The sequence below is a fragment of the Streptomyces sp. BR123 genome, from assembly GCF_013401435.1.
Lineage (GTDB): Bacteria > Actinomycetota > Actinomycetes > Streptomycetales > Streptomycetaceae > Streptomyces.
The window spans coordinates 1-14,645 of sequence record NZ_JACBGN010000184.1 but is presented as its reverse complement, the minus strand read 5'-3'; the positions used below and the strand labels follow the sequence as shown (position 1 = coordinate 14,645).

Sequence of the window (14,645 nt, the reverse complement as noted above, 5' to 3'; positions counted from 1 at the left end):
GGCCACCGACATCTACACCGCGAGCGTCGTCGGCAGCGTCATATGTGTATAAGAGATAGGGACCGGCCGAACCGGGGGACGGGCAGTCCCGCCCGCCCGGCGCCCGGCGTCGGGCGGGCGGACGCGGACGCCGTTCAGGAGGCCTTCTGGAAGCCCGCGTCCTGGAGGATCTTCTGGGCCTCCGGGCTGCTCAGCCAGGCCACGAAGGCGGCCGCGGCCTCGGCGTTCTTGGACTGCTTGAGCGTCGCGGCCGGGTACGAGGCCACGGCGTTCTGCTCGTCGGGGATCTCGACGGTCTCGACCTTGTCCGCGGAGTTGGTGGAGTCGGTCTTGTAGACGAGGCCGGCGTCGGCCTCGCCGAGCTCGACCTTGCTCAGCACGGCGCGGACGTTCGGCTCCAGGGAGACCGGCTTCACCTCGATCCTCTGGGCGTCGAGGATCTGCTTGCCGTAACGGCCGACCGGGACCTCGGGCGCGGCGAGCACCACCTTGATCCTGCTGTCGGCCAGGTCCTTGAGCGCGGCGATCTTGAACGGGTTGTCCTTGCCGGTCGCGATGACCAGGCGGTTCTTGGCGATGACCGACGGCTCGCCGGTCTCGCCCCTCAGGCCGTCCATGGTCCTGGTGTCGGCGGTCACGAGCACGTCCGCCGGGGAGCCCTGCCTGACCTGGGCGGCGAGCTCCTGGGAGCCCGCGAAGGAGAACGTGATCCTCGTGCCGGGGTGGGCCTTCCCGTACGCGGCGCCCGCGGTCCTGAACGCGTCGGTGAGCGAGGACGCGGCGAGGACGGTGAGGTTAGCGGCCCTCGACGCGGCGCCGGACGGGGCGGAGGCGCTCGTGCCGGATCCGGCGTCGCCGGCTTTCGGCTCGCTGCTGGTGCAGCCCGACAGGGCGGGGACGAGCAGGGCTGCGGCGAAGGCCGAGGCCACGGCGCTGCGGCGGTTCACGGGGAGGGACATGGCTGGTGCTCCTCGGTCGGGTCGGCGGGCGGAAGGCGGCCGGCTGCACGTGGCGACCCGCGCCGGTGACGGCGGAGCGGGCGGTGACGAAACGCGTGAGACCAGCCGGTGCGGGCCCGCCTGGATTTCGACCCGGGCGGACACGTCGCCGAGCGTCACGGCGGTGCCGACGCCCGGGAACGCGTTGCGGGCCGAGGTGTACGGCTCTTCGTCCTCGGTGGGGGCCCGTCGGCCGACCTCGACGGAGAGCGGGGCCCGGTCGCGGCCGTCGATCAGCCGCCGACCGGCCCGGTCGCGATGGGCCGCGACCCGGCCGGAGTCGGCCCGGCGGCGGGCGGTGTCCGGGCTGACGCCCAGCAGACACGCCGCCTGGCCTGTGGTGGAGGACTGCATGTGCGACACGGTAGGGGCAGACAGCGCGCATTTACAATTCTCTTCGGATGATCTCCATGGCAGATGCCTGCTTGATTGGCTGTTCCGCCAAAGGTCCGCTGAAGGTCCGCCGAAGGGTGCACCCGTCCGGGCCGGCGGATCGCTAGAGTCGGGGCATGGCAGCTGAAGCAACCGAAACGGGAACCGCACGGGTGGACGCCTGGATCTGGTCGGTCCGCCTGACCAAGACCCGCTCGATCGCGGCGACGGCCTGCCGCGCGGGACACGTGAGGGTCAACGGGGAACGCGCGAAGCCGGCCCAGTCGGTGAAGGCGGGTGATGAGGTCCGGCTGTTCCACGCGGGGCGCGAGCGCGTGGTGGTGGTCAAGCGGCTGGTGACGAAGCGGGTGGGCCCGCCGGTGGCCGCCGAGTGCTTCATCGACAACAGCCCGCCGGCCCCCACCGCCGTCGAGGCCGCCGCCGTCGGCATCCGCGACCGCGGCACGGGCCGCCCCACGAAGCGGGACCGCCGCGAACTCAACACCCTCCGCGGCCGTTAGGGCTCGTCCGGCCTGTCACGCGACCGCTCGCGTCCGCGTCGTGGACGGGGACGCGGGGCGGGGTGGTCTCCCCGATGCCGGGTGACCGCGCCCGGGTTGCCCGGGCGGGTCAGGTCTTGCGGTAGGTGTAGGCCTCGGAGGCGGCCAGGGCCACGGCGTCCAGGGGGGCGCCCGCCGATGCGGCGACCACCGCCGCCACCGCCCCCTCCACGAACGGCGCGTCCACCAGCCGTGCCCCCGGCGGCAGTTCCTCCTCGGCCAGCAGCGCCTTCACCGTCAGCACCGCGCTGCCCAGGTCCGCGAGCAGCGCGACCCCCGCCCCGCGGTCCACCTCCCGTACGGCCGTGGCGATCCGCTCCGCGCTCGTGCCGAGCCCGCCGTCCGCGGTGCCGCCGGCCGCGGCGACCGGGGCCACGGGCCCGCCCGCGGCCAGGCCAACCGCCAGCTCCGCCACGGATTCCGCGACCCGGGCGCTGTGCGACACCAGCACGATTCCCACCGTCTCCGCGGTCATCCGGCCACCTCCGCGAGGGCCCCGAGCAGCAGTGCGGCCGAGGTCGCCCCCGGGTCCTGGTGGCCGATGCTCCGCTCGCCGAGGTAGCGGGCCCGGCCCTTGCGGGCCAGCATCGGCACCGTGGCCTGCGCGCCGTCCTGCGCCGCGTCCCCGGCCGCACGGTACGAGGTGCTCAGCGCCGCCACCCCGGGGACCAGCGCGTCCAGCATCGTCTTGTCGCCCGGCGCGGACCCGCCCAGCTGCGCCACCGCGCCGACGCCCGCGTACAGCGCCTCGCGCAGGGCGTCGTCGGAGACCTCGGCGGCCTCCCCGAGCTCCTTGCCGGTCCGTCGCAGCAGCGTCCCGTACAGCGGGCCGGAGGCCCCGCCGACCGTGGAGATCAGGGTCCGCCCGGCCAGTCGGAGCACCGCCCCGGGTGTCCCGGGCCCCTCCGCGTCCAGGACCTCCCGTACGGCCGTGAATCCCCGCAGCATGTTGACCCCGTGGTCGGCGTCCCCGATGGGGGAGTCGAGCTCGGTCAGCCGATCCGCCTCCTGCTCCACCGCCGCGGCGGTGGCCGCCATCCAGCGCCGGAAGAAGTCTGCGTCACGCAACCCGGTTCTCCTCGCCTCGACTTGCCGCATACGTCACACGACACCCCACACCCCGTACCCGGCGCGCCGGTCCCCGCCACCCCGCGGTCAGCGGCCCCAGCGCAGGGCCGGCGTCTGCACGGGCGCGTCCCACAGCCGCAGCAGCTCCTCGTCCGCCCGGCACAGCGTGACCGAACACCCCGCCATGTCCAGGGAGGTGACGTAGTTTCCGACCAGGGCCCGCGCCACCGGCACCCCCCGCTCCGCCAGCACCGCGGCCACCTCCGCGTGGAACCCGTACAGCTCCAGCAGCGGCGTCGCCCCCATCCCGTTGACGAGCGCGAGCACCGGCCCGTCGGCCGGCCCCGCCTCCGCCGGCTCCGCCAGTACGGCGTCCACCGCGAGCCGCGCAATCTCCCGCGCCGGCATCATCGGCCGCCGCTCGCGGCCCGGCTCGCCGTGGATGCCGATGCCCAGCTCCAGCTCCCCGTCCGGGAGGTCGAACGTCGGACTGCCCTTCGCCGGCGTCGTGCACGCGCTGAGCGCCACCCCGAAGCTCCGTGAGGATTCGGCCACCCGCCGGGCGAGGGCCGCGACCCGCTCCAGCGGGGCGCCCTCCTCCGCGGCCGCCCCTGCGATCTTCTCGACGAACAAGGTGGCGCCCGTGCCCCGCCGCTCCGCCGGGCTCCCGGGGACCGCGACGTCGTCGTTGACCAGCACCCGCTCGATCCGCAGGCCTTCCTCCTCGGCGAGTTCGGCGGCCATCTCGAAGTTCAGCACGTCCCCGGTGTAGTTCTTGACGACGAACAGCACCCCCTGCCCGGCGTCCACGGCGGTGGCCGCCCGCAGCATCTGGTCGGGCACCGGCGACGTGAAGACCTCCCCGGGGCACGCGGCCGACAGCATCCCGTACCCGACGAAGCCGCCGTGCAGCGGCTCGTGCCCGGAGCCCCCGCCCGACACCAGCCCTACCCGGCCCCCCGCGCGCGCGTCGCGCCGTACGACGACGCGCCGCTCCACGTCGACCTGCAGCTCGGGATGGGCGGCCGCCATGCCGCGCAGCGCGTCGGCGACGACGGTCTCGGGACTGTTGATCAGCATCCTCATGGCGTCTCCCCGGTATACGAGTGGTGGAGCGGCAAAGTGGCCGAGCAGGTCGGGACGGAGGCGAGCCTATGCGGCCCGGACCGCACATCGTCACCGAACGGCCGCGACGGGTGATGTCGGCGGCCGGGTCCGCACGCTGGTCGAGCATTTGTTCGAGTGGCGCGTTACGCTGGTCCCATGCGCACCATCCAGGGCCTCCCCGCACTCCAGGCCTCCCTCTTCGACCAGGGGGACGAGATCCGCCCGGGCCCCCTCGGGGGCATGCAGCGCACTCCGCTCGGGGCCGGGGCGTGGGTCGACCACCTGCCCGGCTGGCTCTCGGGTGCCGACACCCTCTTCCAGCGGCTCGCCGCGTGCGTGCCCTGGAGGGCCGAGCGCCGGCAGATGTACGAGCGCGAGGTCGACGTGCCGCGCCTGCTCGCCTTCTACGAGGAGGGCGAGATCCTCCCGCATCCGGTGCTCACCGAGGCCCGTGACGTCCTGACGCGGCACTACGCCGCCGAACTCGGCGAGCCCTTCACCACCGCCGGGCTCTGCTTCTACCGCGACGGACGGGACAGCGTCGCCTGGCACGGCGACCGCATCGGCCGCTCCGCCACCGAGGACACCATGGTCGCGATCGTCTCCGTCGGCGACCCGCGCGACCTGGCGTTCCGTCCGCGCGGCGGCGGCCCCACGCTCCTGCGGCTGCCGCTCGGGCACGGCGACCTCGCCGTGATGGGCGGCTCCTGCCAGCGGACCATGGAGCACGCGGTGCCCAAGTCCACCCGCGCAGTGGGCCCGCGCATCAGCATCCAGTTCCGCCCCCGGGGCGTGCGCTGAGAACGGGCCGGGGCCGGCCCCCGCCGGAGCGCGGGCAGGGGCCTCGGTCCGGGCGGTGCCTCGGAAGCCCCCGCGTTCAGCTCGGTGATGCCTGTGGAAGCGGCACTCCCGGGCCGCCCCGCCCGGGTCGCCCCGCCCGGGGTGCCGGTGTCCAGGGCGCCCGGTTCGAGCGCCTCCACTTCGCGCTCGAAGCCGGCGTGGACGTCCTCCGCCGGGTGCGGACCACGAGGTCCGGACCCCGCCGGCCCGGACCCCGCCGGGTCAGGCCTCCTCCGCCTCCTTCGGGCGGCCGCCGGACCGCACCGCGGACGCCGCCGCCTGCAGCGAGCGCAGGGCGAGCAGCAATACGCCGATGTCGTCCAGGTACACCGGGTCCGGCACCAGGTCCACCGGCGAGACGGTGTAGACGACGGCGAGCCAGAACAGCGCCTTGTCGCGCAGCGGGATCCCCGCGTCGAGCAGCAGGCGCCGCGTCCTGAAGACCCGCACGAGCAGCACGGCGGCCGCGGCGGCCAGCCCGAGGGCGAGCACCGCGACGATCATCAGCCAGACCGAAGCGTCCATGCCGCCTCTATACCCCTTCCTCCGGGCCCTGTCCCTTCGGGGCCTCAGCCCTGCGTGCGCAGCCGGTTGCCGACCTCGCCCAGGCCGGCGGCGATCGCGTCGAGCTGATCGGGGGTGAGGACGTCGATGAGCACCTCCCGGACCGCGGACACGTGCCCGGGGGCGGCCTCCTCCAGGCGGGCGCTGCCCGCGTCCGTGAGGACGGCGAAGACGCCGCGCACGTCGGAAGGGCAGCTGCGGCGCCGGACCAGTCCGGCCTTCTCCAGCTGGGTGACCTGGTAGGTCAGCCCGCTCTTCGAATTGATCAGGCCATTGGCGAGTTCCGTCATCCGCAGCTCCCGGTCGGGGGCCGCGGCGAGCCGCACGAGGATCTCGTACTGCGGGTGCGAGAGCCCGGAGTCGTCCTTGAGCTGCTGGTCGAGATGCCGGTTCACCATGGCCGATGCGGCCAGGAAGGCCCTCCAGGCGCGCATCTCCCGATCGTCCAGCCATCTCGTTTCAGCCATGCGCCCAGCCTACACAGGTTGTTCCAATTTGAATCAATGGTCTAGGGTCGGACAGTCACGTTCGAATTTGAACTACTTGAGCCACTCCTCTCCGCCGAGGGCGGCCCGACCGGAAGGATCCCCCCATGACCAGCCCCTCCGCCACCGCGACGAAGCCGCAGGCCGCCGCCCCGGCCGCTGCCGCCGCCCTCGCGCTCTCCACCCCCGCACACGACGCCGGCCTCCTGCTCCTGCGCATCGTCCTCGGCCTCACCATGGCCGCACACGGCAGCCAGAAGCTCTTCGGCTGGTTCGGGGGCGGCGGGATCAGCGGCACCGGGAAGTTCTTCACCGCCAGCGGCTACCCGGCCGGCGAGGCCATGGCCGTCGTCGCGGGCCTGACCGAGACCCTGGGCGGCCTCGGCCTCGCCGTCGGCCTGCTCACCCCGCTCGCCGGCGCCGCTGTCGTCGGCACCATGATCAACGCGATCGCCGTGCACGGCACCGGCTCGTTCTTCGCCCAGAAGGGGGGCATCGAGTACGAGATCCTCCTGGTCGCCGGCGCCGCCGCCCTCGCCCTCACCGGACCCGGCCGGTACGCCGCCGACCGCATGCTGCCCGTGCTGCGCGGCCACCGCCTCGCCCACGGCGCCCTCGCCGTCGCCCTCGGCGTCGTCCTCGCGGTCGTCACGCTCCTCGTCCGCAAGTAGCCCGACCCGGCGGAGCCGGCCGCCGCTGCCGCCCCGGCCGCCCGCCCCGCGGAGTCGGCGGCCGCCCCGCGCCCCAGCGGCCGCCGGCGGCGGCCCGCGGAGGCGTCCCAGAGCGGCCGGCGGCGGGCGGCCACCCGCCCCGGCGCTGATTGGGTCGGCGCATACAGGGGAAAAGCGCTCAGATGAGGCAACGCATCGAGGACTACGCCCTCATCGGCGACTTGATGACCTGCGGGCTCGTCGGCCGCGACGGGTCCGTCGACTGGCTGTGCCTGCCGCGGTTCGACTCGGCCGCCTGCTTCGCCGCCCTCCTCGGCGACCGGGAGAACGGCCACTGGCGCATCGCCCCGGCCGACGCCGCCGACGACGAGCAGTGCACCCGCCGCGCGTACGCCGACGGCACCCTCGTCCTGGAGAGCCACTGGGACACCGGCGGCGGCTCCGTCAAGGTCATCGACTTCATGCCGCAGCGCGACGCCGCCCCCGAGCTGATGCGGATCGTCGAGGGCGTCTCCGGCCGCGTCACCATGCGCAGCACCCTGCGCCTGCGCTTCGACTACGGGCACGTCGTCCCCTGGGTCCGCCGCTGCGGCGGCAACGAGCGCGTCGCCGTCGCCGGCCCCGACTCCGCATGGTTCCGCAGCGAACCGCCCGTGCGCACCTGGGGCCAGGCCAAGAGCACCCGCTCCGAGTTCACCGTCGCCCCCGGCGAACGCGTCGCCTTCGTCCTTACCTGGCACCCCTCGCACCATGCGCGCCCCGAGCCCATCGACCCGCACGAAGCCCTGGAGCAGACCCTCGCCGACTGGCGGGCCTGGTCCGACCAGTGCCGTTACGAAGGCCCCTACCGGGAGGCGGTGACCCGCTCCCTCGTCACCCTCAAAGCCCTCACGTACGCCCCCACCGGCGGCATCGCCGCAGCAGCCACCACCTCCCTCCCCGAGGAGATCGGCGGCGTCCGCAACTGGGACTACCGCTTCTGCTGGCTGCGCGACGCCACCCTCACCCTCGGCTCCCTCCTCTCCACCGGCTTCCTCGACGAGGCCCGCGCCTGGCGCGAGTGGCTGCTGCGCGCCATCGCCGGCGACCCCGCCGACCTGCAGATCATGTACGGCATCGGCGGCGAACGGCGCATCCCGGAGGCGGAACTGCCCTGGCTGCGCGGCTACGCCGGCTCCGCCCCCGTCCGCGTCGGCAACGCGGCCGTCAACCAGCTCCAGCTCGACGTGTACGGGGAGGTCCTCGACAGCCTGTACCTGGCCCGCTCGGCCGGCCTGCCCGCCGAACGGCACGGCTGGCGGATCCAGCTCGCCCTCCTCGACTTCCTGGAGCAGAACTGGCACCGGCCGGACGAGGGCCTGTGGGAGGTGCGCGGCCCCCGCCGCCACTTCGTCCACTCCAAGGTGATGGCGTGGGTCGCCGCCGACCGGGCCGTACGCACCCTGGAGGGCGACCCCTCGCAGCACGGCGACACGGAGCGCTTCCGGGCGATGCGGGACGCCGTCCACGCGGACGTCTGCGAGAAGGGCTACGACCCCGACCGCAACACCTTCACCCAGTACTACGGCTCCCGCGAACTGGACGCGGCCACCCTGCTCATCCCCAGGGTCGGCTTCCTGCCCCCCGACGACCCGCGCGTGATCGGCACCGTCGACGCGGTCCGGGCCGAACTCGGCAGCAGCGGTCTGGTCCGCCGCTACAGCACCGAAGGCCCGTCCGTGGACGGGCTGCCCGGCGCCGAGGGCGCCTTCCTCGCCTGCTCGTTCTGGCTCGCCGACGCCCTGCACCTGACCGGCCGCGAGAAGGAGGCCCGGGAGCTGTTCGAGCGACTGCTGGCCGTCCGCAACGACGTCGGACTGCTCGCCGAGGAGTACGACCCCGCCGCCGGCCGCCAGCTCGGCAACTTCCCGCAGGCCTTCAGCCACATCGGCCTGGTGAACACCGCCCTCACCCTGGGCTTCGACGGGGGACACCCTGCACGCCCCAGGTGACGGGCGGGACAGCGCCGGCCGCCGCGCCGTCCCACTGCCGCGCCGTTCTCCCACTGCGCCGCGTCGTCCCCCCACTGCGCCGCGGCGGCGCCGCGGCGTCGTCACTCCGCTGCCGCTGCCGCTGCCGCTGCCGCTCCGTCCCCGGCCGTACGCGCGGCCAGCAGCAGGGCGATGTCGTCCGGCCGCTCGACGCTGCTCCCTGCCTCCGCCACCAGCCGGGCCGCCGTCTCCGCCAGCGGGGACGGCCGGGCCGCCGCCAGCGCCGACCGCAGCCGGTCCACCCCGACGTCGAAGTCCGTGCCCGGCTTCTCCACCAGCCCGTCCGTGTACAGGGCGAACACCGCCCCCTCCTCCAGCTGCAGCTGCGTCACCGGATACACCGCGTCCGCGTCGACGCCCAGCACGACCCCGCCCGGCAGTTCCAGTACCTCGGTCCGCCCGTCGGGATGGCGCAGCAGCGGCTGCGGGTGCCCGGCCCGCACCGCCAGCGCACGGCCCGAATCCGGGTCGAGAGCCACGTAGCAGCAGCTCGCGAACTGTCCCGGGTCCAGGTCGATCAGCAGCCGGTTGGTGCCGGCCACCACGTCCTGCGGGGCGTTCCCGCTGAGCGCGAACGCCCGTACCGCGCTGCGCAGCTGGCCCATGGTGGCCGCGGCCGCCACCCCGTGCCCCTGCACGTCCCCGATGACCAGGGCCAGCAGGCCCGTACCCGTCTCGATCACGTCGTACCAGTCGCCGCCCACGTCCATGCCGACCGTGCCCGGCAGGTAGCGGCCCACCGTCACCACGTTCTCCCGGACCGGCAGCCGGTGCGGGAGCAGCGCCGACTGCAGCCCGCGCGCCAGCGCCGCCTCCGAGTCGTACTGCCGGGCCCGCTCCAGGGCCTGCGCGATCAGCCCCGCCAGCGCCGTCAGCACCGTACGCTCCTCCGGGCTGAACCCGCGCGGCGCGTCGAAGCCGAGGATGCACGAGCCCACCGGCCGGCCCGAGGCGATCAGCGGGAGGAACGCGCGCGCGCCGACGTGCGCGTCCAGCGGGATCCCCGGGTACGCGGCCGCCAGGTGCTCCATCGACTCGAAGAACATCGGCCGACCCGTGGTCAGGGTCTCCACGCCGGGCAGCCGGGCATCGAGCCCCACCCCGTCGAAGCGGTCGAGGAAGCCCTGTGGGAAGCCCGTCTCCCACGCCAGGTACAGATGCCGCTCGGTCAGCAGGTAGATCGCCAGCTGGCGGCCGCCGAAGGCGGGCAGCAACTCCTGCGTCACCACCGCCGACACCTGGCGGGCCGTCACCGCCTCCGTCAGCGCGATCGCCAGCGCCACCGGCCGGTACAGGGCCGGGGCCCGGTCCGCGGCGGCGGCCGGCCCCGGGCCGGGCCGGACGGCCGATTCGGGCGCGGACGCGGGCTGCCCGGCAGCTGTGCCGATGACCACGGTCACCCCGTCGTCGGCGGGGTAGAGATCCACCGACACCCACTCCCCGGACGCCTGCCGACCCCGCAGGGCCGCGAAGTGCACCGGCCCCCCGGACATGAACACCGCCCGGAAGTGGTCCTCGTACGCGGGATGCCCGAGCCAGGGCAGCGCCTCCCACAGCACCCGGCCGCGCAGCTCCGGCCCGCCCATGCCGAGTCGGCAGGCGGCCGCGTTGACGTGGCGGATCCTGCCCCCGCGATCCACGGACACCACCGCCTGCGTGAGCCGGTCCAGGGCCTCCCGGGCGCCGTGCGCCCGCCCGGGGGAGGGAACCATCACCGGATCGCCGCACCAGGACACCGGCTCCCCGGCCGCCTCCAGCTCCGCGAGCTCCGCGGCCAGCCCCTCCGCTACCGCCTGGAGCCGCTTCCCCTCGGCAGACCCCACGCCGAGGCCCGGCGTCGCGGGCCGCAGCACGAACAGCACCCCGAACCGGTCCTGGCCGGCGCCCACCGGCTCGTACAGCGACCCGAACGGGAACGGCAGACCGGCCATCAGCTGCGGGAAGCGCCGCATGGCCTCATCCGCGTCCGGCAGATGGACGGACCGGCCGCTGCGGTAGGCCTCGGCGACCGGGAACGGGCGGTTCACGTGCATCCGCCACCACGGCCGGTACAGCGACCCCGGCAGCCCCGTCAGCACGGCCAGCAACAGCAGTCCCGTGGATCCCGAGCGCAGGTAAATGCCGCCCGCGAACCCGCCGACGGCCTGCACGGCCTCGCCCGCCGCCCGTACCAGCACCCGGGCCGTGGCGTCGCGGGCGGGGCCGCTGTCCGGTCTCGCCGTCACACAGCCAGCATGCCTCCGGCACGCGCCGAGCTGCATCCCGGCGCCGGGCGGCCCTGCGGCCCGGCAGGCCCCGGACGCCAGTGCGCTGACCGCGCGGCCTCCCCGGCCCCCGGACCGGCCGGGTACGCCGACAGCTCTCTGGCCACGCTCATCGTCAAGCGAGAGCGCGCACAGGCCCTCCCCACCGACAGCACGAGCAGGCAGCAGGCGTACACCGCGCAAGCAGCGGGCGCGAGGCGAAGATCCGCGGATCCGGCAGCGCTTCGACGAGCGCATGCTCGGCGCCGCCCGCCCCGGCATCCGCTGCTCCGCATCCGGCTCTCGCTGCTCCGCATCCGGCTCACCCCGCCGGTTCGTCGTCGGCCCCGCTGGTTCGCCCGTCGCCCGTCGCCCGTCGCTGGTTCGCCCGTCGCCCGCCCCTCCCGCGCCGGACACCTCCGCGCCCGTGCCTGCCGAGCCCGCGCAGCCCGGACGTCGTACGGACTGACCCGAACGCCGACCCGTCCGGGGGAGCGGCCCGCGTCCGCGCCGTCGCCCGCTGCGCAACGGGGCACGATACGCACGCGCGCCCCACCCGCCCCCGGAAGGCAGACCATGCGGTTCCAGTACGACACCATCGGCGAGCGCTTCGTGGAGTCCAAGACCACGGCGGCGTTCTCGGCGGCCGACACCCACACCCTGCTCGGGGCGCTCGACGCGCTCGGCGGGGTCCGCGGACTCGACACGCTCGACCTGGCCTGCGGCCACGGCCACAACACCCGGCTGCTGGCCCGCGGCGGCGCCCGGCGCACCGTCGGCGTGGACATCTCCGAGGAGATGATCCGCCTGGCCCGCACCCACGACACCGCCGCCATCGAGTACGTCGTTGCCGACGCCGCCGAACTGCCGCAGATGGGCCCCTTCGACCTGGCCACTGCAGTGCACCTGTTCAACCACGCGCCCGACCGGTACTCGCTGCACGCCATGTTCCGCTCCATCCGCGCCAACCTGCGCGCAGGCGGCCGCCTGCTCGCCATCGTCCTCAACGCGGGCGCGTACCCGCACGTCGACTGGTCGCCGTACGGCGTCCGGATCGTCGGACGTGTACCGGAGGGCGACGCACCGCTGCTGAAGGCGCAGCTCCTCACCGAACCCGCGATCGATTTCGAGTACCGGGAATGGGCGCACTCCGACTTCGCCGAAGCGGCCGTCGAGGCGGGCTTCGGCACCGTCGCCTGGCAGCCCAACCGCACCCCACCCGCGGACGCCGCGCGCGACGAGGCCTACTGGACCGGATACCGGGCCTGGCCCATCAGCTCCCTGATGACCTGCACGGCCTGACACGAGACGGCCTGGTGGGAAACGGCCTGGTGTGAAACGACCTGGTATGAAATGGTCTGACGTGAAACGGCCTGGTGTGAAACCGTCTGACGCGGGGGTCGGAGGTCATTCCTCCTCCGCCGCCGCCCTGATCAGCTCCACGATCCGGTCCCGGGCGGCCCGCCCCTCCGGCACCGGGAGCAGCGGGTACGCGTGGGGCAGCCCCGGCTCCTCGTGGAACTCCACCTCCGCGCCCGCGTTCCGCGCCCGGCGCAGCAGCTCCCTGCTGTCGGGGCTCAGGACGTCCCGGGTGCCCGTGAACACCGTCAGCGGCGCGAGCCCCCCGAACGAGCCCCGCAGCGGGCTCACCTGCGGGTCGTCCGCCGCCAGGGTGCCCGCGTACAGCCGGCCGGCCTCCAGCAGGCCCGGCCGCGCCAGCACCGGGTCGTCGGCCTCCAAGGCCGCCTGGTCCGGGTGGCTCATGGTCAGGTCCAGCCACGGCGAGATCAGCACGATCCGGGACGGCTGGGCCCCCGTACGGTCGCGCAGCCGCTGCGCGGCAGCCAGCGCCAGCCCGGCGCCGGACGAATCCCCGATGAGCACCGTGCCGCCGTCGCCGCCGCTCTCGATCAGGCCGCTGAGCAGGTCCGCGGCCACCGGAACCGTCCGGTCCGCGGTGCCCCGCGGCGCGAGTATGTACGCCGGTACGACCACCCGGGCCTGCGCCTGCGTCACCAGCGTCCGGATCATCGCCCAGTGCGGCCGGACCAACTCGTGGATGTAGCCGCCACCGTGCACGTACAGCACCCGGGCCGTCGGCTCCGCCCCGCGCGGCGCCACGTCGTACACCGGCCACGCGCCCACGAAGGTGCGCGACACCTCCGCGACCCGGCCCAGCGACCGGGGCGGCAGATGCGACGCCGGGCGGCGGGCCGACTCGGCCACCCGCGCGTGCACCGCCTCCGCGCTCGCGAACCGTCTTCGCCACCCCGCCGCGATCAGCGCGACCGACAGCGCCCTGCTGCGCAGACTCGGCACGCTCGGCACCTCCCCGTTCCCTGCCCCGACTGACGGCCCGTGCCCAGGCCACAGCCCTGTACGGAAGGAGCATAGGCGTGAAGCCCGGCTCGTGAAGCTGGGCTGTCGACCCGCTTAAGAAATCCTCGATGGACCGATCACCGCCCGGTCGGCAGATTGGTCCCATCAACACGCCGCACCAGCCCCTGTGGTCGCGGTGCCCTCTGCACATGCCTGGAGCCACACCATGAAGGCACTCGTCAAGCACAAAGCCGAACCCGGGCTGTGGCTGATGGACGTACCGGAGCCGGAGTACGGCCCCGGCGACGTGCTGATCAAGGTGCTGCGCACCGGCATCTGCGGCACCGACCTGCACATCCGCTCCTGGGACGGCTGGGCGCAGGGCGCCGTCAAGACCCCGCTCGTCCTCGGCCACGAGTTCGTGGGCGAGGTCGCCGCGGTCGGCGGCGACGTCCAGGACGTCGAGATCGGCGCGCTCGTCAGCGGCGAGGGCCACCTCGTCTGCGGCAAGTGCCGCAACTGCCTGGCAGGCCGCCGCCACCTGTGCCGCAGCACCGTCGGCCTCGGCGTCGGGCGGGACGGCGCCTTCGCCGAGTACGTCGTCCTGCCCGCGCAGAACGTGTGGGTGCACCGCACCACCGTGGACCTGGACGTGGCGGCGATCTTCGACCCGTTCGGCAACGCCGTCCACACCGCCCTGTCCTTCCCTCTGGTCGGCGAGGACGTCCTGATCACGGGCGCGGGCCCGATCGGCATCATGGCGGCGGCCGTCGCCCGGCACGCCGGTGCGCGCAACGTCGTCATCACCGACGTCAGTCCGGAGCGCCTGGAGATCGCACGCAAGGCGGGCGCCACCCTCGCGCTCGACGTCTCGAACGCGACGATCGCCGACGCGCAGGCCCGGCTGGGGCTGCGCGAGGGCTTCGACGTCGGCCTGGAGATGTCCGGCCGCCCCGAGGCCATGCGCGACATGATCGACAACATGACGCACGGCGGCAAGATCGCCATGCTCGGCCTGCCGGCGCAGGAGTTCCCGGTCGACTGGGCGAAGATCGTCACCTCGATGATCACGATCAAGGGCATCTACGGCCGGGAGATGTTCGAGACCTGGTACGCGATGACGGTGCTGCTGGAGGGCGGGCTCGACCTCAGCCCGGTCATCACCGGCCGCTACTCGCACCGCGACTTCGAGGCAGCCTTCGACGAGGCGGCCACGGCCCGCAGCGGCAAGATCATCCTGGACTGGACGGCGTAACGGGCCGGAAACCGGACGGGTCGGGCAGATCGGGCGGATCGGGCGGTCGGGCGGGGCTACGGAGCGCCCGCACTCCGCAGTCCCCGCCCGGCAGATCACGCACCACCCTCCGGCCGGGCGGGGACTGCGGAGT

The 14,645-nt window shown here is 74.3% G+C and carries 14 protein-coding genes; 6 read left to right on the top strand and 8 right to left on the bottom strand.

Features of this window, described 5'->3' with window-relative positions; translation table 11 throughout:
* Positions 1–134: 134 nt before the first annotated feature.
* Positions 135–959 carry a molybdate ABC transporter substrate-binding protein gene (gene modA / locus HYE82_RS24655; RefSeq protein WP_179176341.1) on the bottom strand — a complete coding sequence of 275 codons (825 nt, stop codon included), beginning with the start codon at positions 957–959 and terminating at the stop codon, positions 135–137.
* A 548-nt stretch (positions 960–1,507) separates the two neighbouring features.
* Between modA and HYE82_RS24650 the strand changes: the two genes are divergently transcribed.
* On the top strand, positions 1,508–1,891 hold the full coding sequence (locus tag HYE82_RS24650) for an RNA-binding S4 domain-containing protein (RefSeq protein ID WP_179176340.1): 384 nt from the start codon (positions 1,508–1,510) through the stop codon (positions 1,889–1,891).
* Positions 1,892–2,000: 109 nt separating this feature from the next.
* Here HYE82_RS24650 and HYE82_RS24645 read toward each other — a convergent pair whose 3' ends face one another.
* The 3 genes from HYE82_RS24645 to dhaK form a co-directional block, all read right to left on the bottom strand.
* Positions 2,001–2,405, bottom strand: coding sequence for a PTS-dependent dihydroxyacetone kinase phosphotransferase subunit DhaM (locus HYE82_RS24645; protein ID WP_179176339.1), 405 nt, complete (start codon positions 2,403–2,405; stop codon positions 2,001–2,003).
* Positions 2,402–2,998: a dihydroxyacetone kinase subunit DhaL gene (gene dhaL, locus HYE82_RS24640; RefSeq protein ID WP_179176338.1), complete on the bottom strand. Its 597-nt coding sequence runs from the start codon at positions 2,996–2,998 to the stop codon at positions 2,402–2,404. The genes HYE82_RS24645 and dhaL overlap by 4 nt, the downstream gene beginning before the upstream one ends.
* Positions 2,999–3,085: 87 nt before the next feature.
* Entirely contained in the window at positions 3,086–4,084 is a 999-nt protein-coding gene (dhaK, locus tag HYE82_RS24635; protein ID WP_179176337.1) for a dihydroxyacetone kinase subunit DhaK, read from the bottom strand.
* 177 nt (positions 4,085–4,261) lie between these two features.
* Here dhaK and HYE82_RS24630 point away from each other — a divergent pair, with 177 nt between their 5' ends.
* On the top strand, positions 4,262–4,906 hold the full coding sequence (locus HYE82_RS24630; RefSeq protein WP_179176336.1) for an alpha-ketoglutarate-dependent dioxygenase AlkB: 645 nt from the start codon (positions 4,262–4,264) through the stop codon (positions 4,904–4,906).
* Between the two features lie 261 nt (positions 4,907–5,167).
* Here the strand turns inward: HYE82_RS24630 and HYE82_RS24625 are convergent, their stop codons facing one another.
* Both HYE82_RS24625 and HYE82_RS24620 read right to left on the bottom strand, forming a co-directional pair.
* Complete coding sequence (locus tag HYE82_RS24625; protein ID WP_179176335.1) at positions 5,168–5,470, bottom strand: YkvA family protein; 303 nt, start codon at positions 5,468–5,470, stop codon at positions 5,168–5,170.
* Between the two features lie 44 nt (positions 5,471–5,514).
* Positions 5,515–5,976: a MarR family winged helix-turn-helix transcriptional regulator gene (locus tag HYE82_RS24620; RefSeq protein WP_179176334.1), complete on the bottom strand. Its 462-nt coding sequence runs from the start codon at positions 5,974–5,976 to the stop codon at positions 5,515–5,517.
* 125 nt (positions 5,977–6,101) lie between these two features.
* Here HYE82_RS24620 and HYE82_RS24615 point away from each other — a divergent pair, with 125 nt between their 5' ends.
* Positions 6,102–6,665, top strand: a complete 564-nt coding sequence (locus HYE82_RS24615; RefSeq protein WP_179176333.1) for a DoxX family protein — start codon at positions 6,102–6,104, stop codon at positions 6,663–6,665.
* 182 nt (positions 6,666–6,847) lie between these two features.
* Positions 6,848–8,656 (top strand): glycoside hydrolase family 15 protein, encoded by a 1,809-nt coding sequence (locus tag HYE82_RS24610; RefSeq protein ID WP_179176332.1) that lies wholly within the window; start codon positions 6,848–6,850, stop codon positions 8,654–8,656.
* A gap of 101 nt (positions 8,657–8,757) precedes the next feature.
* On the opposite strand, the gene HYE82_RS24605 is transcribed toward HYE82_RS24610, so the two are convergent.
* Entirely contained in the window at positions 8,758–10,956 is a 2,199-nt protein-coding gene (locus HYE82_RS24605) for a SpoIIE family protein phosphatase (protein ID WP_179176331.1), read from the bottom strand.
* A 558-nt stretch (positions 10,957–11,514) separates the two neighbouring features.
* Here HYE82_RS24605 and HYE82_RS24600 point away from each other — a divergent pair.
* Positions 11,515–12,240 carry a class I SAM-dependent methyltransferase gene (locus HYE82_RS24600; protein WP_179176330.1) on the top strand — a complete coding sequence of 242 codons (726 nt, stop codon included), beginning with the start codon at positions 11,515–11,517 and terminating at the stop codon, positions 12,238–12,240.
* Positions 12,241–12,345: 105 nt separating this feature from the next.
* On the opposite strand, the gene HYE82_RS24595 is transcribed toward HYE82_RS24600, so the two are convergent.
* Positions 12,346–13,257 carry an alpha/beta hydrolase fold domain-containing protein gene (locus tag HYE82_RS24595; RefSeq protein WP_179176329.1) on the bottom strand — a complete coding sequence of 304 codons (912 nt, stop codon included), beginning with the start codon at positions 13,255–13,257 and terminating at the stop codon, positions 12,346–12,348.
* 226 nt (positions 13,258–13,483) lie between these two features.
* On the opposite strand from HYE82_RS24595, the gene tdh reads away from it, so the two are divergent.
* Positions 13,484–14,512, top strand: a complete 1,029-nt coding sequence (tdh, locus tag HYE82_RS24590) for an L-threonine 3-dehydrogenase (RefSeq protein WP_179176328.1) — start codon at positions 13,484–13,486, stop codon at positions 14,510–14,512.
* Positions 14,513–14,645 lie beyond the last annotated feature (133 nt).